Genomic DNA, 16,575 nt, shown 5'->3' with positions numbered 1-16,575 from the left:
TCGGTGCCACCCCCGTCGCGTACGGTGAAGTCACACAGCGCTACGCACCCCACGCCCCCCTTTAAGGAGACCCTGGTGCCCGTCCTCCCTGGAGCCGAGCCGTTCCGCCACGAGGGCGGAAAGGTCGGCGTCCTCCTCTGCCACGGCTTCACCGGTTCCCCCCAGTCGATGCGGCCCTGGGCCGACCATCTGGCCGCGCAGGGACTGACGGTGTCGCTGCCCCTGCTCCCCGGGCACGGGACGCGCTGGCAGGACATGCAGCTCACCGGCTGGCAGGACTGGTACGCCGAGGTGGACCGCGCGCTGCGGGAGCTCCTCGACAGCTGCGATCAGGTGTTCGTCTTCGGGCTGTCGATGGGCGGCGCGCTGACGCTGCGACTGGCGGCGAAGCACGGGGACAGCATCAGCGGGATCGTCCTCGTCAACCCGGTCAACAAGATCCACGACCCGCTGGCCGTGGCCCTGCCGGTGGTCAAGCACTTCATCCGGTCGACCCCGGGCATCGCGAGCGACATCGCCAAGCCGGGCGCGGACGAGGTCGGCTACGACCGGGTCCCGACCCGGGCCGCGCACTCGCTGCGGAAGTTCCTGCAGATGCTGGACACCGAACTGCCTCAGGTGACGCAGCCGCTGCTGCTGCTGCACAGCCCGCAGGACCACGTGGTGCGGCCGACGGACTCAACGCGGATCCTGGCGCGGGTGTCCTCCACGGACGTCACCGAAACGCTGCTGGAACAGAGTTACCACGTCGCGACGTTGGACCATGACGCGGAGAAGATCTTCGCGGACAGCTACGCGTTCGTCGGACGGCTGTCGGAGAGCTTGGGCAGGGAGGGGGCGGCCAGCGGTGGCTGAGCACGAGGAGTCCTCCGGGGGTGTCCCCCCGCTGGACGAGGAAGCGGCGTGGGCGGCGATCGTCGCCGGCTACGGCCAGGAGCCGGCGGATCCGCCCGGCGCGAGACCGTTCCGTCCGATCGAGAACCTCCTCCTGCCGGAGGAGGACGTGAAACCGGCGGCCGCCGGCCCGGTGCCCCCGGCCGACCCGGCTTCCCCGGCGAACCCGGCCTCCCCGGAACCGCCGTCGGCGGCTCTGGGCAGCTCGGTGGTGTTCGCCCCGGGCGTGGGCGGCGGGATCGGGGCGGGTCCCCGGGACCACTCCCTGGCCGAGCCGGACGACTCCCCGGAGGCCGCGAAGGACGAGGGGCACTTCGTCCCCCCGGAGCCGGAGCTGCCGGAGGCGGACGCGACGTCCAAGTTCGCCTGGCTGGCGGTGGTGGGCGGACCAGTCCTGCTGCTCCTGGCGGTGCTGCTCCAGTGGGAGATGACCTGGTGGCTGACGACGCTGGGCGTCGGCGGCTTCCTGGGCGGCTTCGCGACGCTGGTCGCCCGCATGTCCACGGACGAGGACGAGGACGACGACCCGGGCCGCGGCGCGGTGGTCTGACCTCTTTTTGACGCGGAGCTCGCACCACCCGGCCCTTGCGGGCCTCCCGGGCTTCGCCCCGCTGCGCCGGGCACCTTTTCGACGCGCCGCTCGCACCGCTGCGCCGGACTCCGTCCGGCGGCGGCCGGTCGGGGTGCTCGCCACCGCCGGCCCGGCGCGGGGCCCGGTGGGCGGGTGCGGGTGGTTCGGCCCTGCGGGGCAAAGTCCCCTACCCGCCCTTCCACCGTTCCCCGGGCGCTGCCCGGACCCGCGCCTCAAACGCCGGCGGGGCTGGAATTGCCCTGCGGGCAATCCAGCCCCGCCAGGCGAAAATCCAGCCCCTCCGGCGTTTGAGGCGCGGGGGTCCGGGGGCTGGCCCCCGGCAACGGCGCCGCACGCGGCAACGGGTCCGGGCGCAGCCCGGGGAACGGGCGAAGGGTGGGTCGGGGAGCTTGCCCCGCAGGGCCGAGCCACCCGCACCCACCCACCGGCGCCTCAAGAAGGTGCGGGCAGCCGGAGGGTGGCCAGGACCGGGAGGTGGTCCGTTGCTCGGGTGAGGTCCTCCGGGGTGACTCCGGGCAGGGGCGAGGGGACACCGCAGGCGAGGACCTCCACGCCCGCGCCGGCGAAGACGGCGTCGATCCGCCGCGGCGGCGACGACCGCACCCACGTGTGCTCCCCACCCCACGGCGCCGCCGCCCAACAGTCCTGCAGGCCCCCCGCCAGCCGGCGGAAGGCGGGCCCGGACGGGCCCTCGTTGATGTCCCCCGCCGCGATCGCGTACGGCACGTCCATCCCCGCGAGGCGCTCCAGCAGCAGCTCCGACTGGGCCAGCCGTTCGGGCCCGTCCAGCGACAGGTGTGCGCTCAGCACCCCGACCCGGACCCCACCCAGCCGCACGACGGCCGTGGCGAAGCCCCGCCGGTGGCGGCCCGGCGTCAACGGCAGCAGTATGTCCTCGGTCCGCTCCACGAAGGCCCGTAGGGAACACAGGAGCAGCGGCCCCGCCGCCGTGGCGCCGCCCGACAGGACCACCAGGTCGCACTTCGAGGCGAGCCGCGCCGCGTGCTTGCGCCACCGGAAGAACCTCGGCGCCTCCTGGACGCACACCAGGTCGGGCGCGCACGCGCGGATCACCCGGGCCAGTGCGTCCTCGTCGTCGCGCAGCGAGCGGACGTTGTAGGAGAGCACCCGGATCACGGCGGAACCATCGGCTTCGGTGCGGGAGTTCGGCAGCTCGGTGAGGTCCATACCCCGCAACATAACGAGACTGCCCGCCGCACCCCAGGGGGCGCGGCGGGCAGTCCGTCGCTACGGGTCGCCGCAGGGCGGGGGGCTCAGCCCTGGCGGGCCAGGTCCGCCGCGCCGACCAGACCGGCCTTGCCGCCCAGCTGGGCGGCGAGCACCTGCGCGTGCGGGCGCCACGCGCCGCCGATCAGCCAGCGCTTGAAGGACTTGCGGATCGGGTCGAGGACCAGGTCGCCCTCGTCCGAGACGCCGCCGCCGACGATGAACGCCGAGGGGTCGAAGAGCGAGGCCAGGTCCGCGAGGCCGGCGCCCGCCCAACGGGCCAGCTCGCGGAAGGAGTCGATGGCCACCAGGTCGCCGGCGCGGGCCGCCTCGCTGATGTGCTTGCCCTCGATGCCGTCGGGGGTGCCGTCGCCGAGCGCGAGGAGGGCCACCGCGTTCTCGGGGGTGGCGTTGGCGCGCTGCTTGGCGTACCGGACGAGCGCGCGCCCGGAGGCGTACTGCTCCCAGCAGCCCTGGCTGCCGCAGCCGCACAGCAGGCCGTCGGGGACGACGCGGATGTGGCCGAACTCGGCGGCCACGCCGAAGCGTCCGCGCCGGAGCTTGTTGCCGATGATGATGCCGCCGCCCAGGCCGGTGCCGAGCGTGATGCAGATGACGTCCTCGTGGCCCTGGCCGGCGCCGAAGCGGTACTCGCCCCAGGCGGCGCAGTTGGCGTCGTTCTCGACGACCACGGGCAGGCCGATGCGCTGCTCGACCTTGTCCTTGAGCGGCTCGTGCCGCCAGTTGATGTTCGGCGCGAAGAGTACGGTCGCACGCTTGTCGTCGACGTATCCGGCGGCGCCGATGCCGACCGCGTCGATGGTGTGGCTGGCGCTGACCTCGGAGACGGCGGCGCAGATCGCGTCCGTCACTCCGTCCGGGGTCGGCGGCGTGGGCACCTTGTACGTCTCAAGGATGGTGCCGTCTTCGTCGACCACGCCGGCCGCGATCTTCGTGCCGCCGATGTCGACGCCGATGGTGAGTCCCATTAGTCCCTCGGTTTCCGGTCAAACCCCGCCGCTGTCAACCGTACCCGAGGGAGGCGGGGGTTCAGTCGAGATCGATCCGCTCGGTCGGGCCGTCGTCGCCCTCGTCACGGGGGTCCTTCGCGTTCCCGGCAGGGCTTTCGGGGGTCCCGGCGGTCCCCGTGTTCCCGGGGGTCCCGCTCCCCCACCCCGAGGACGGCTCGTCGCGCGTCCAGCGGCGCTCGTGGCCCTCGACCGCGGAGCGGTAGGCGGCGAGCAGCTCCGAGCCCGCGGCCGCGAGGTGGTCGAAGACCTCGGGATTGCGCTCGACCACGGGTTTGGCGGCGGTCTTCGCCTGGTTGACGAACTGGCGTACGGCGCCCTGCGCGGCGACGCCGAACAGCGGGTTGTTCAGCGCGGAGACCTTGTCGGACACCTTGTCGGCGACGGCCTCGAAGAGCTTGAACAGCTCCTCGGCGGCGGTCCCGGTGCCGGCGCCCGCGGAGGCGCCCTGCTCGGACCTGCGGCGCTCCCGCTCGGCGGCGAGGTCCTCGGCACAGGCCTCGGCCCAGGCGTCGTCCCCGGAGGAGGGATCGGTGGGACGGTCGGTGGCCTCGCTCATGGCGGACTCTCCTGCGGCGGCGGCTGGGCGTGCGGTACGGACTCCTGCTCCCTCCGACGTTACCCGAACGGCGGTACGCCCCCCAGGCCGCCGGGGCCGCCCGCTACGCCTTCTCGCCGCTCCGGGGCCACAGGCCCGGGTCCGGGGTGAAGCGGATGCGGAGCTCCTCGTCGGCGAGGGCGGCGCCGGAGACGGTGCAGCGGCGCAGCGCCGCCGGCAGCGGAACGATCCTGCGGTACGGGCCCACCGTGATCAGCAGCTCGTCTCCGCGCCGCACCAGCCCGAGCTCGGGCTTCTCCGCGCGGGGCAGCGGGACCCGCCAGAGCAGCACCCCGTCCTCGGCGATCCGGTCCTCCACCGTCCAGGCGGGGCGGGGCGCGATCGCCGGGGCGGGGGCCGGGGCCAGCTCCGCCAGGTCCTCGGGACCGTGCGGGTCCCGGCCCAGGTGGGGTACGGGGAGCACCGGAAGGCTCTCGTCCCCGGCCCACTGGGCGGCGTACTTCTCCTGCTGGGCGGCGAGTCCCGCCAGCCACGGGTCGGTGGATCCGGCGGGCAGCATCCGGTTGGCGACGAGCGCGGAGACGGGCAGCCGGTACAGGGCGAGCCCGAGCCTGCCCAGGCGCAGCGCGGCGTCGGAGGCGGGTCCCGGCTCGGCGACGAGCCGTACGGAGGTGGTGGGGGCCTCCAGGACGTCCTGTACGGCCGCCAGGTCCTCGTCCCAGCGGGCGGCGGCCTCGTACAGCCACTGCGCGGGCATGGGGACGCCGGCGAGCTGGGCCAGTACGGGGCGCAGGGCTCGGGCCGCCTGGCGCTCCGCGGGGAGCAGCCGGGCGAGGTAGCGGCGGAGCTGGGCGGGGAGGGCGAGGGTGGTGATCGCCTGGTGCAGCGGAGGCATGTCGACCACCACGAGGTCGGTGCCGGGCTCGTCCGCGGCCCGGCGCAGGGCGCGGAGCAGGGCGAACTGCTCGGCGCCGGGCAGCTCGGTGATCTCGTCGGTGTGCAGGGGGCGTGCGCCGAGCATCCCGAGGACCGCGGAGCCGCGCTCCTGGAGCGCGACGAGCTCGTGGCGGAACTCCTCGCCGGAGTCGACGCGGGTCACGCGGAGCGTGCCCTCGGGGGCGACGGGCGGGTCGGTGGGGCCGGCGGAGAGCAGGAGCACGCGGTGCCCTTGCCGGGCGGCGGCGAGTGCGGTGGACGCCGCGACGGTGCTTCTGCCGGCGCCGCCGGGGCCGGTGACGAGAAGGGTGTGCATGCTGCTCCTAGCTCCGCGTGTGCCTGGCCCCCGCATCCCCGGCGGGGCTGACGGCGACCCCCGCCACCCTGCCACGCCCCCGGACCCGCACCGTCCGCCAGGGGGCCTGCGACCCGGCACGAGCGCAGCCCTGCCGCACATGCGCCGCTGCGCGGGGCAAAGTCCCCGCCCCGCCCTTCCACCGTTCCCCGGGCGCTGCCCGGACCCGGTCCTCAAACGCCGGACGGGCTGAAAGCGGGGCCCCGGGCTGCGCCCGGACCCCCTGGGGCTCCGCCCCAGACCCCGCGCCTCAAACGCCGGCGAGGCTGGATCTATCAGCCCCTCCGGCGTTTGAGGAGCGGGGTCCGGGGCGGAGCCCCGGGGAACGGGCGAAGGGCGGGTAGGGGACCCAGCCCCGCAGGGCCGACCCACCCGCACCCGCCACCGGGCCCCGCGCCGGGACGGCAGGGGCGACAGCCCCGACCGGCCACCGCCGGACGGAGTCCGGCGCAGCGACGCGAAGCCGGTAAGGCCCGCCAGGGCCGCACCGCGCGAGCGGCGCGTCAAGAAGGAGTGTGCTCCGCGTTAAGAAGGGCCGGCGCCGGGGCGGCTTTCCACGCGCTTCTTCAGGCCCGCCAGCGCGCGGTCGATGATGACCTTCTCCGCCTTGCGCTTGATCATGCCGAGCATCGGGATCTTGACGTCCACCGTCAGCGAGTAGGTCACCTCGGTGCGCGCACCGCCCGCGACCGGCGCCAGCTGGTAGGACCCGTCGAGCTGCCGCAGCATCTGGGACTTGTCCAGCGTCCAGCTGACCGTGTTCTCGGCCGGCCAGGTGTAGGCCAGCGTGTGGTCGTCCTTGATCGCGCCCGCGTCCAGCAGCAGCCGGACGAGAGAGGCCCGGCCGGCGTCGTCCTTCGCCAGCACCTCGGCCTCCTTCACCTCGCCGGTCCATTCCGGGTAGCGGGCGAAGTCGGCGATCACGGCCATGACGTCGGCCGGGGCCGCCTCGATCGTGATGCTCGAGCTGGTGTGTTCCGCCATCGCGGTCGCTCCTCCGGGGGGAGTTCGAGGAAGTGTGCGGACGGCCCGGGGGCCGCCGCGTGAAGGCTATCGCGCGTCATGACCTCACCACTCCAGGGCCCACGGCCTTCCGGTGGCGGCGAAGTGCCCGACGTTCACGCACTCGGTGGCGCCGATCCGCATCCGGCGGGCGAGCGGCTGGTGGACGTGGCCGAAGAGCGCGTATCGGGGCCGCACCCGGCGGATCGCGGCGAGCAGTGCTCCGCTCCCCCGCTCGAAGCGCCGGGCCACCGTGTCGTAGCAGAGCTCGGGCACTTCCGGCGGGATGTGCGAGCACAGCACGTCGACCTCGCCCAGCGCCTCCACCTTGGCCGCGTACTCCTCCTCGGGCACCTCGTAGGGCGTGCGCATCGGCGAGGGCAGGCCGCCGCCGACGAAACCGAAGACCCGGCCCCCGATCTCGACCCGCTGCCCGTCGAGCACGGTGAGGCCGGGGCCGGCGTACTCGGGCCAGAGCCCGGGGATGTCGACGTTGCCGTACGTGGCGTACGTGGGCCGGGGGAAGGCGGCGAACATCTCGGCGTACTGGCGCCGGACGGCGCCCTCGACGAGCCGCTCCCGGTCCAGCCCGGCCCACAGTCCGCGGGCGAACTCCCGGGCCTCCTCGAAACGGCGGGCGGTGCGCAGTTCGACGATGTGATCGGCGTTCTCGACGCCGAAGAGGTCGGGGAAGATGCCGCGCGAGTGGTCGGCGTAGTCGAGGAAGAGGACGAGGTCGCCCAGGCAGATCAGCGCGTCGGCGCCTTCCCCGGCCCGTGCCAGGGCCTCGGTGTTGCCGTGGACGTCGCTGACCACATGGATCCGTGTCCGGTTCTTAGTGCCACCCATAGAGCCACCCATGCGGCCACCCTAGGCGGGCCGGGCCACCGCGGGGAGGGAATCGGCTCAGGCGGCCGGACCTGCGGTTACTTCCGAGTCGCAAAGCGGGTCGACTAATGTCGGCAGGACACGGCCGCGACATGTGACGCAGGGAACATCTGGCCGGTTCCCTCTATCCGGAACCGCCTACCGGTGGGTAACGTCGCGTCGGTCCACATGGTGGCGATGGCGCCCAGAGGAGCAGCAGTCTTGCGCGAGTTCAGCCTTCCGGCCCTGTACGAGGTCCCTTCGGACGGGAACCTGACGGATCTCATCCGCCGCAACGCAGCTCAGCATCCCGACACCGCCGTCATGGCCCGCAAGGTCGCCGGCGCGTGGCAGGACGTCACCGCGACCCAGTTCCTCGCCGAGGTCCGCGCCGCGGCGAAGGGCCTGATCGCGGCCGGCATCAAGCCCGGCGACCGGGTCGCCCTGATCTCCCGCACCCGCTACGAGTGGGTGCTGATCGACTTCGCGATCTGGAGCGCGGGCGCCGTCACGGTCCCCGTGTACGAGACCAGCTCCCCCGAGCAGATCCAGTGGATCCTCGGCGACTCCGGCGCCGTCGCGGTCATCGTGGAGTCCCCCGGGCACGCCGCGGCCGTGGCCGCCCTGCGCGACCGGCTGCCGGAGCTGCGCGAGGTCTGGGAGATCGAGCAGGGCGCCCTGGAGACGCTGAACGCGGCCGGCGCCGAGATCTCCGACGCCGTGCTCGACGAGCGCAGCGCGCTCGCGGGCGCCGACGACCCGGCCACCATCGTCTACACCTCCGGCACCACCGGCCGCCCCAAGGGCTGCGTGCTGACCCACCGCAGCTTCTTCGCCGAGTGCGGGAACATCGTGGCCCGGCTGCGTCCGCTGTTCCGGACCGGCGAGTGCTCCGTGCTGCTCTTCCTGCCGGCCGCGCACGTGTTCGGCCGCCTGGTGGAGGTGGCGGCCGTGCTGGCGCCGATCCGGCTGGGCTGCGTACCGGACATCAAGAACCTCACCGACGAGCTGCAGTCCTTCCGGCCCACGCTGATCCTCGGCGTCCCGCGCGTCTTCGAGAAGGTCTACAACTCGGCCCGCGCCAAGGCCCAGGCCGACGGCAAGGGCAAGATCTTCGACGCGGCGGCCGAGACGGCGATCGCGTACAGCCGCGCGCTGGACCTGCCGGGCGGGCCGTCCCTCAAGCTCAAGCTGAAGCACAAGCTCTTCTCGAAGCTGGTCTACAGCAAGCTCCACACGGTCCTCGGCGGGCGCGGCGAGTACGCGATCTCCGGCGGGGCCCCGCTGGGCGAGCGGCTCGGCCACTTCTTCCGCGGCATCGGCTTCACGGTGCTGGAGGGCTACGGCCTGACCGAGTCCTGTGCGGCCACGGCCTTCAACCCGTGGGACAAGACGAAGATCGGTACGGTCGGCCAGCCGCTCCCGGGCTCCGTGGTGCGCATCGCCGACGACGGCGAGGTGCTCCTGCACGGCGAGCACATCTTCAAGGAGTACTGGAACAACCCGACGGCCACCGCCGACGCGCTGACCGACGGCTGGTTCCACACCGGCGACGTCGGCACGCTCGACGAGGACGGCTACCTGGCGATCACCGGGCGCAAGAAGGAGCTCATCGTCACGGCGGGCGGCAAGAACGTCGCCCCCGCGGTGATCGAGGACCGGATCCGGGCGCACGCGCTGGTCGCGGAGTGCATGGTGGTCGGCGACGCGCGGCCGTTCGTCGCCGCGCTGGTCACCATCGACGAGGAGTTCCTGGGCCGGTGGGCCGCGGAGCACGGCAAGCCGGCCGGTGTGACGGCGGCCCAGCTGCGCGAGGACGAGGACCTCATCGCCGCCGTCCAGAAGGCCGTGGACGACGGCAACGCGGCGGTTTCCAAGGCGGAATCGGTGCGGAAGTTCCGCATTCTGCCGTCCCAGTTCACGGAGGAGTCCGGGCACATCACGCCTTCGCTGAAGCTGAAGCGGAATGTGGTGGCGAAGGACTTCGCGGACGAGATCGAAGCCCTCTACCGGGGCTAGTGCGGGTCTTCCCGGGCTAGCGCGGGTCCTCGGCGAGGACCCGCGCCATGTTCCGCTCCGCGAGCGCGGTGACGGTCACGAAGGGGTTCACGCCGAGCGATCCGGGGATCAGCGAGCTGTCGGTGACGTAGAGGCCCTGGTAGCCCTTGACGCGGCCGAAGTCGTCGGTCGCGTCCCCGAGGACGCAGCCGCCCAGCGGGTGGTAGGTGAAGTTGTCGGCGAAGTTCTTGTTGTCGCCGAAGAGGTCGTAGCGGTAGATCGTGAAGTTGGCCCGGTTGATCCGGTCGAAGAGGCGCTTGGCGGCCTCGACGGACGGGGTGTTCTGGTCCCGGGTCCACTGGAGCTTCGCCGAGTCGCTGGCGGCGTCGTAGGTGAAGTGCCCGCGCTCCGGGTTCTTGGTGATGGCCAGGTACATCGAGATCCAGTGTTCGAACCCCATCGGGAGCGGGGCGATCTCGGCGAAGACCGGGTTCGAGGCGTTGTCCCAGTCGTCGATGCCGAGGGCGGGCATGGTGGCCTGATTGGCGCCGACCGTGTCCCACAGGTGGTTGGCGCGGGCGGTCATGACGTTGCCGTTGTGGCCCCAGCCGAGGCCCACCTTGTCGTTCAGGGCGGGCAGGGTGCCGGTCTCGCGGGCGCGCAGCAGGATCTCGGTGGTGCCGAGGCTGCCGGCGCCGAGGAAGAGCTGCTTGCAGCCCAGTTCGCGGACCTGGGTGACGCGGCCGGTGAGGTCGCTGGTCTGGACGGTCAGGACGTAGCCGCCGGCCGGGTCCTGCCGTACGCCGACCACGCGCTGCATGGTCTCGATGGTGACGTTCCCCGTGCCCAGGGCGGCGGCGAGGTAGGTCTTGTCCACGCTCTTCTTGCCGTGGTTGTTGCCGTAGATGACCTCGCCCGCGAGGGCGGATCTGGCGGCGGTGCCGGCGGCCTCGCGCTTCATGTACTCGAAGTCGTAGACGTTGGGGACGAAGGTGGTCTTCAACCCGGTCTTCTGGGCGTGCTTGCGGGAGATCCGGGCGAAGCGGTACCACTCGGTGGACTCGAACCAGGCCGGGTCGATGTCGTTGACCCCGAGCATGGCGCGGGCCCGGGGGTAGTAGGTGCCGTACATCTCGTCGGCGTTCACCCGGGGCATGACCTCGGTGAAGTACGAGCGCTTCGGCGTGGGCGCCATACCGCCGTTGACTAGGGAGCCGCCGCCGACGCCGCGGCCCACGTACACCGACATGCCCCCGTAGTTCACCCGGTCCAGGACTCCGGGGTACGGGCTGATGTTGCGGTTGACCACGTCCAGCCAGAGGAACTGGGCGAGCGGGGCCTCGGTGCGGTTGCGGAACCACATCGAGCGCTGGTCGGGGGCGGAGGTGGCGGGGAAGACCTTCCCGTCGGCGCCCGGGGTGTCCCAGAGCCGGCCCATCTCCAGGACGACGGTCCGCACGCCGGCCTGCCCGAGGCGGAGCGCGGCGACGGCGGAACCGTAGCCGGAGCCGACGACGATGGCCGGGGCGTACGCTGCGGCCGCGGGCTCGGCGGCCGCAGCGGACTGCAGGCCGATCCGGGTGAAGCCGAGGGCCGCCGCGGTCTGCAGGGCCCCGAGACCGAGAACATGACGACGTGTCAGGTTTGGTGTCATGGCCGCATCATGAGCGGATTCCGCTCAACCAGCCATAACCCGCACTGACACGCTTCTGAGTAACAGTCAGACATGGCTCGACCGTAGGCGGGCCCCGCCCCGGCCCGCGCGGTTTGATCGACTCTGCCCGCGATCGGCCCCTCAAGAGCGATAATCCCCCTCCGTACGGAAAGGGGACCCCGCCGCCGGGGGGCTACAGCAGCTCGCGCAGGCGCTCCGCCAGCAGGTCCCAGCGCCATTTCTCCTCGACCCAGGCACGGCCGCGCTCGCCCATGCGCGCGCGCAGGGCCGGGTCCCGGAGCAGGGTGACGACGCGGTCCGCGGTCTCGGCCGGGGCCCCGCCGCGGACCACCCAGCCCGTCTCCCCGTCCAGCACGGCGTCCGGAGCGCCTCCGGAGTCGCCGGCGATCACCGGCAGGCCGGTGGCGGAGGCCTCCAGGTAGACGATGCCGAGGCCCTCCACGTCGAGCCCTCCGCGCCGGGTCCGGCAGGGCATCGCGAAGACGTCCCCCGCCCCGTAGTGCGCGGGCAGTTCGGACCACGGGACCGCTCCCGTGAACACGACGGAGTCCGCGACCCCGGTCGAGACGGCCAGGGCCCGCAGGTCGGCCTCGTAGGGGCCGCCGCCCACGATCAGCAGGACGGCGTCCGGCAGGGCCGCCAGGATCCGCGGCATCGCCTCGATCAGCGTGTCCTGCCCCTTGCGGGGAACGAGCCGGGAGACGCAGACGACCACCGGCCGGTCCGTCAGACCCAGCTTCGCCCGGACCTCCGCGCCGCCCGACCCCGGGTGGAAGGTCTTCTCGTCCACCCCCGGCGGAAGCTGCGTCATGCGCACCGCCGCGCGGTCCGTCAGGGCCGGGGCGATCCGCGAACGGGTGTACTCCCCCAGGTAGGTCAGGGTGTCCGTGCCCTCGCCGATGCGCCGCAGCAGTTGGCGCGCGACCGGCAGCTGCGCCCAGCCCGCCTCGTGCCCGTGCGTGGTCGCCACGATCCGGCGTGCGCCCGCCCGGCGCAGGGCGGGGCCCATCAGGCCCAGCGGGGCCGCCGCGCCGAACCACACCGACGAGCAGCCGTGTTCGCGCAGCAGGCCCACGGCCCGGCGGGTGACCCGGGGGGTCGGCAGCAGCATCGTCGTACGGTCGCGGACCACCTGGAAGGGCTGCTCCGCGTCGAAGGCGGCGGTGGCCTCCCGGCCCTCGGCGGAGTGCTTCCAGGTGGAGGCGTAGACCACGACCCGGTCGGGGTCGAGTCGCAGCGCCATGTTGTGCAGGAAGGCCTGGATGCCCCCCGGCCGCGGCGGGAAGTCGTTGGTCACGATCAGCGTCTTGTCCATCGCCTGCCGACCCTACCGGAGGCCACGGCGGGTCCCCGCGGCCCCGATGCCCCGGCGGGGCGTGTGGGTGCGCGGCCTGCGGTACGGGCGGCGCGGGCCGGACCGCCGGAGCCGGGGCGGCGCCCGAGGCCCCTGGGGCTCCGCCCCGGACCCCGCGCCTCAAACGCCGGCGGGGCTGGAATTGCCCTGCGGGCAATCCGGCCCGCGGACCCGTGCGCAAGGTGCAGGCCTACGTCGACCAACTCCAGCCCCTCCGGTTGAGGAGCGGGGGTCCGGGGGCCGGCCCCCGGCGACGGTGCCGCACCCCGCGACCACGCGGCGCAGGCTCTTCCAGGCCCGGGCCGGCCAAAATCCAGGCCCTCCGGCGTTTGAGGAGCGGGGGTCCGGGGGCCGGCCCCCGGCGACGGTGCCGCACCCGGCCCTCGCGCGGGCTAGCGGAACTCCCGGGTCAGGTCCTGTTGCCAGGCCCGTGTCAGGGCGGCGGGATCCGTCCCGAGGGCCTCCTCCAGCGCCGCGGGCAGGGACTCCCGGCCGGACTTCTCGTACAGGGAGACCAGTGCCGCGTCCCCCCACCGGCGGGCGATGAGCCTGCAGGCCAGCCAGGAGCCCTCGTAGGCCCGCGCCAGTGCGTCCGCGTCGCCGCCGAAGGCGAAGGCACCGGCGTCGGGTAGCGCCCCCGGCAGATCGCCCTGCCGCACCGCGCGGGCGAGGGCCGGCGCGACTTCGGCCGGGCCGCGGTCGCTGTCGCGGTACGCGGCCCAGTCCGCGAAGCCCTCGGAGAGCCAGAGGGGGGTCCGGGACGTGGTCGCCGCCCGGGTCGCCACGTGGGTGGTCTCGTGGGTCAGGATCACCTGGCGGCCCTCCGCCGAGAGCTGCCCGTACCCCCCCGGGTTCACCACGACCCGGTCGGCGGGGGCCGGTCCCGCCCCGGTCCGCCCGGTGGTGACGGCGCCCAGGCCCCGGTACTCGTCCGCGGGCCGCCCCAGCAGCGCCGCCATCGCGTCCAGCGAGCCGGGCACCAGCACCACCACCCGGCCCGCCCAGGGCCGCGGCCAGGCCGCGCTCGCCGCGGGCACCGCCCTGTCGGCCTCGGCGGCGATCGCGGAGAGGGAGCCGGAGCTCTGGCCGGCGCCGCCGAGCACCAGGGCGTGTGCCCCGCGCTCCACGGACACCGGGCCCTGGTCCCACAGCTGGGGCAGGGCTCCGGGGGCCGGCCGGTCGGCGGTCACCGCCCAGGCGCCGCCGTCGCGGGTGAGCTCCACCTCGCGGGCGGAGCCGGCCGGGGCGGCGTCGTAGCCGGTGAGCCGGTAGCGCAGCTCGGCGCGCGCGAAGGCCCGTACGCCTTCCACCCGGACCGTGGAGACCTCGTACGACCATCCCTCGAGCGGGATCGCCGCGAGGGCCGCGGGCGGGGCCGCCGACCAGGCGGCGACGGCCCGCCGGACCTCCCGTTCGGCGGGGTCCGCCGAAACCGAAGGAGCCCCGGAACCGGAGCCGCATCCGGCGAGCGGCACGCAGAGCAGCAGCAGGCAGAGCAGCACCGGCGGCAGTGCGCGCGGGCGCCGGAGAGGGGTACGGCCCAGGACCGGGAGCATCACCCGATCGTACGCAGCGCAGCCCTCAGGGCCGGGTCACCGAGGAGACCGGCATCATCCCGACGGGGTCGTACCGCACCCGCGCCCCCGGGTACGGGGCGTGCACCACCTGGCCGTTGCCGACGTACATGCCGACGTGGCTGGCGTCCGAGCGGTACGTCACCAGGTCCCCCGGGCGCGCCTCCGACAGCGAGACCCGCCGCCCGGCGTGCCGCTGCGCCTGCGAGGTGCGCGGCAGGGCGACGCCCGCCTGCCGGTACGACCACACCATCAGCCCGGAGCAGTCGAAGCCGGAGGGGCCGGTGGATCCCCACACGTAGGGCCGTCCCACGGCCGACCGGGCCGCCATCACGGCGGTCATGGCGCGCCCGGAGGAGGGTCCGGAGGCCGCGGGGTCGGGGAGTTCGGGCAGGGCGTCGGGGCGGCCGCCCGAGCGCGAGGCCCGGTCGAAGTCGGCGCGCTCCTGCGAGGGCATCGCGTTGAGCAGCCGGCGGGCGGCGGCCAGCTTGGCGGTGACGGCGCGCTTCTCCTTCGCCACGTCGGCGCGCAGGGCGTCGAGTTCGGCGAGCTTGCGGGAGGCCTCCTGGCGTTCCTGGCCGAGGCGGCGCTGCTCGGAGCGCAGTTCGTCGAGCTGGCGGGCCTGCCGGCCGGACAGCCGGTCGAGGGCGGCGGCCTTGGCGAGGTAGTCGTCCGGGTCGTCGGAGAGCATCAGCTCGACGGCGGGGTCGATGCCGCCGGCCCGGTACTGGGCTCCGGCGTAGGCGCCGAGCACCCCGCGCATGGTGTTGATGCGGTCCTGCCCGCGGGCCACCGCGTCCTGGACCCGGGCGACTTCGGTGCGGAGCCGGCCGGCGCGCTCGCCCGCCTGGTTGAAGCGTTCGGTGGCCTGTTCGGCCTCTTCGAAGAGCCGGTCGACCTGGGCGCGGGTGCCCGTGGAGGGCTCCTGCGGGAGGCCGGGGGCCGCACCGGCGGGTGCGCCCGACATGGCGACCGCTGCTCCCGCCGCGGCGGCGGTGAGGACGGTGACCTTGGTGTTCCGGTCGAGGGCGCTGGGCCCGGACCGGCGATGGGACGCCACGTGAAACCGCTCCCTCCTGCTGGGCGGGACCCGGGTCCGCCCTCCGTGGACGGCCGTGTGCCGGGGTTCCGCGCTGGCAGACAGTAGCCGCGCGGGAGGGCACCGGCCAACGACCTCAGGTGGGCACGCACAGTGACGCCCCGTCGGAGACGCAGGTCACCGGCGGGGCGTGTGGTCAGAGCGGGGCCTCGTAATTCGCCCGGATGGGCGGTGTGCGGCGCGTCCGGACGGACCCTGTGGGGAGGAGGGGGGCGTCAGCCGACGCGCACGCCGAACTGGAACGGCATGTTGTCCATGGATTCGTACTTGACGCCGCTGCGCGGGTTCGAGGCGTGCAGCACCGTGTTGCCGCCCGCGTACAGGCCGACGTGGTGCAGGTCGCCGTAGAAGAACACCAGGTCGCCGGGCTGGAGCTGGCTCCTGCCGATCCGGGTGCCGTCGTTGATCTGCGTGAAGGTGGTGCGCGATATCGACACGTTGGCCTGCTTGTACGCCCACTGGGTCAGGCCCGAGCAGTCGAACGTGTTGGGGCCTTCGTGCCCGGATATGTACGCGCTGCCGATCTTGGTCTTGGCGGCCGCGAGGGCGGCGCCGGCCCGGCCGGAGGGCTTCACGTTGCCGAGGTCGGGGACGCGCTCGCCGGCGCCGCGGCTGGCGCGGGAGTCCTCGTCCTTGATCGCCTGCCGCTCCTGGGCCGTCAGGGTGTTCAGGAGCGCCTGGGCCTCGGCGAGCTTGTCCGCGGAGGCCTTCTTCTTCTCGCCGAGTTCCTTGCGGGTGGCGTCGAGGTCGGTGAGCTTGCCCGCGGCCTCCTGGCGCTGCTGCGCGAGTGTGCGCTGCTTGGCCTGGATCTTCTGGACCGCTTCGACCTGCTGACCGCTCAGCTGCTCCAGGGTGGAGGCCTTGTCGAGGTAGTTGTCCGGGTCCGCCGAGAGGAAGAGCGCGAGGGACTGGTCGATGCCGCCGCTGCGGTACTGGGCGCTGGCCATCGAACCGAGCGTGCCGCGCAGCGCGTTGAGGTCCTCCTGGCCGCGGGCGACCTGGTCCTGGAGCTGCCCGATCTCGGTCTCGAGCTTGTCCTGGCGCTCCTTGGCCCCGTTGAACTTCTCGGTGGCCTGCTCCGCCTCTTCGTAGAGGGCGTCGACCTTGGCCTTGACCTCGTCCTTGCTCGGCTTGGCGGGGGCGGCGTTGGCGGCCTGCCCCGAGAGGACCACGGCGGCTGCCGCGGTGACGCCGAGCACGGTCGTGCGCATGCGGGTCGGCTGCTTGGGTCGACGGTGGGACGCCACGAAGGCGAGCTCCTTCTTCCTAGAGCCGCCGAAGAACGCGAGAAACAGCTCGGCGACACCTTCGCTGCCACCCCGAATGAGTGAACTACCGCACGAAGGTTTGAGCTGACCCTAGTGACCCTTCTGTGATCAGTTCAAATCCTGTCGGCAAAAAACTCGCCGTCCGAC

Annotated in this window: 14 protein-coding genes; 3 read left to right on the top strand and 11 right to left on the bottom strand. The window is 73.5% G+C overall.

Annotated elements, in window-relative coordinates; translation table 11 throughout:
• Nucleotides 1-75 precede the first annotated feature (75 nt).
• Complete coding sequence (locus ACE1OC_RS29360; protein WP_274552301.1) at nt 76-855, top strand: alpha/beta hydrolase; 780 nt, start codon at nt 76-78, stop codon at nt 853-855.
• Complete coding sequence (locus tag ACE1OC_RS29355) at nt 848-1,444, top strand: hypothetical protein (protein WP_407839541.1); 597 nt, start codon at nt 848-850, stop codon at nt 1,442-1,444. Before ACE1OC_RS29360 ends, ACE1OC_RS29355 begins: the two co-directional genes overlap by 8 nt.
• A gap of 474 nt (nt 1,445-1,918) precedes the next feature.
• Here ACE1OC_RS29355 and ACE1OC_RS29350 read toward each other — a convergent pair whose 3' ends face one another.
• The 6 genes from ACE1OC_RS29350 to ACE1OC_RS29325 all read right to left on the bottom strand — a co-directional run bounded on the left by ACE1OC_RS29350 (nt 1,919) and on the right by ACE1OC_RS29325 (nt 7,454).
• On the bottom strand, nt 1,919-2,674 hold the full coding sequence (locus tag ACE1OC_RS29350) for an endonuclease/exonuclease/phosphatase family protein (protein WP_407839540.1): 756 nt from the start codon (nt 2,672-2,674) through the stop codon (nt 1,919-1,921).
• Between the two features lie 86 nt (nt 2,675-2,760).
• Complete coding sequence (locus ACE1OC_RS29345) at nt 2,761-3,702, bottom strand: ROK family glucokinase (protein WP_382981363.1); 942 nt, start codon at nt 3,700-3,702, stop codon at nt 2,761-2,763.
• 61 nt (nt 3,703-3,763) lie between these two features.
• Nucleotides 3,764-4,300 (bottom strand): DUF5304 domain-containing protein, encoded by a 537-nt coding sequence (locus tag ACE1OC_RS29340; RefSeq protein ID WP_407839539.1) that lies wholly within the window; start codon nt 4,298-4,300, stop codon nt 3,764-3,766.
• A 103-nt stretch (nt 4,301-4,403) separates the two neighbouring features.
• Nucleotides 4,404-5,552 (bottom strand): ArsA family ATPase, encoded by a 1,149-nt coding sequence (locus ACE1OC_RS29335; protein WP_407839538.1) that lies wholly within the window; start codon nt 5,550-5,552, stop codon nt 4,404-4,406.
• 564 nt (nt 5,553-6,116) lie between these two features.
• On the bottom strand, nt 6,117-6,575 hold the full coding sequence (locus ACE1OC_RS29330) for an SRPBCC family protein (protein ID WP_407839537.1): 459 nt from the start codon (nt 6,573-6,575) through the stop codon (nt 6,117-6,119).
• Between the two features lie 84 nt (nt 6,576-6,659).
• A complete protein-coding gene (locus tag ACE1OC_RS29325) occupies nt 6,660-7,454 on the bottom strand; it encodes a metallophosphoesterase family protein (RefSeq protein ID WP_407839536.1) in 795 nt (264 codons plus the stop codon).
• A gap of 228 nt (nt 7,455-7,682) precedes the next feature.
• Between ACE1OC_RS29325 and ACE1OC_RS29320 the strand changes: the two genes are divergently transcribed.
• Entirely contained in the window at nt 7,683-9,479 is a 1,797-nt protein-coding gene (locus tag ACE1OC_RS29320) for an AMP-dependent synthetase/ligase (RefSeq protein WP_407839535.1), read from the top strand.
• A 16-nt stretch (nt 9,480-9,495) separates the two neighbouring features.
• Here the strand turns inward: ACE1OC_RS29320 and ACE1OC_RS29315 are convergent, their stop codons facing one another.
• From ACE1OC_RS29315 to ACE1OC_RS29295, 5 genes are all read right to left on the bottom strand, one after another.
• The gene (locus ACE1OC_RS29315) at nt 9,496-11,112 is read right to left on the bottom strand and encodes a GMC oxidoreductase (protein WP_407839534.1); all 1,617 of its coding nucleotides are present in this window, start codon (nt 11,110-11,112) and stop codon (nt 9,496-9,498) included.
• A gap of 193 nt (nt 11,113-11,305) precedes the next feature.
• A complete protein-coding gene (locus ACE1OC_RS29310) occupies nt 11,306-12,448 on the bottom strand; it encodes a glycosyltransferase family 4 protein (protein ID WP_407839533.1) in 1,143 nt (380 codons plus the stop codon).
• A gap of 431 nt (nt 12,449-12,879) precedes the next feature.
• The gene (locus tag ACE1OC_RS29305) at nt 12,880-14,043 is read right to left on the bottom strand and encodes a hypothetical protein (protein ID WP_407839532.1); all 1,164 of its coding nucleotides are present in this window, start codon (nt 14,041-14,043) and stop codon (nt 12,880-12,882) included.
• Between the two features lie 25 nt (nt 14,044-14,068).
• The gene (locus ACE1OC_RS29300) at nt 14,069-15,121 is read right to left on the bottom strand and encodes a C40 family peptidase (protein ID WP_407839531.1); all 1,053 of its coding nucleotides are present in this window, start codon (nt 15,119-15,121) and stop codon (nt 14,069-14,071) included.
• Nucleotides 15,122-15,375: 254 nt separating this feature from the next.
• Nucleotides 15,376-16,407 (bottom strand): C40 family peptidase, encoded by a 1,032-nt coding sequence (locus tag ACE1OC_RS29295; protein ID WP_407839530.1) that lies wholly within the window; start codon nt 16,405-16,407, stop codon nt 15,376-15,378.
• Nucleotides 16,408-16,575: the final 168 nt, after the last annotated feature.

Origin of the sequence: Streptomyces stoeckheimensis (genome assembly GCF_045822005.1) — a bacterium.
Lineage (GTDB): Bacteria > Actinomycetota > Actinomycetes > Streptomycetales > Streptomycetaceae > Streptomyces > Streptomyces stoeckheimensis.
The sequence above is the reverse complement of the archived record's forward strand: the minus strand, read 5'-3'. Positions and strand labels throughout refer to the sequence as shown.

Coding starts and splice junctions, on each gene's coding strand:
- ACE1OC_RS29350 (WP_407839540.1), bottom strand. CDS start 2,674: ATGGACCTCACCGAGCTGCCGAACTCCCGCACCGAAGCCGATGGTTCC.
- ACE1OC_RS29345 (WP_382981363.1), bottom strand. CDS start 3,702: ATGGGACTCACCATCGGCGTCGACATCGGCGGCACGAAGATCGCGGCC.
- ACE1OC_RS29340 (WP_407839539.1), bottom strand. CDS start 4,300: ATGAGCGAGGCCACCGACCGTCCCACCGATCCCTCCTCCGGGGACGAC.
- ACE1OC_RS29335 (WP_407839538.1), bottom strand. CDS start 5,552: ATGCACACCCTTCTCGTCACCGGCCCCGGCGGCGCCGGCAGAAGCACC.
- ACE1OC_RS29330 (WP_407839537.1), bottom strand. CDS start 6,575: ATGGCGGAACACACCAGCTCGAGCATCACGATCGAGGCGGCCCCGGCC.
- ACE1OC_RS29325 (WP_407839536.1), bottom strand. CDS start 7,454: ATGGGTGGCTCTATGGGTGGCACTAAGAACCGGACACGGATCCATGTG.
- ACE1OC_RS29315 (WP_407839534.1), bottom strand. CDS start 11,112: ATGACACCAAACCTGACACGTCGTCATGTTCTCGGTCTCGGGGCCCTG.
- ACE1OC_RS29310 (WP_407839533.1), bottom strand. CDS start 12,448: ATGGACAAGACGCTGATCGTGACCAACGACTTCCCGCCGCGGCCGGGG.
- ACE1OC_RS29305 (WP_407839532.1), bottom strand. CDS start 14,043: ATGCTCCCGGTCCTGGGCCGTACCCCTCTCCGGCGCCCGCGCGCACTG.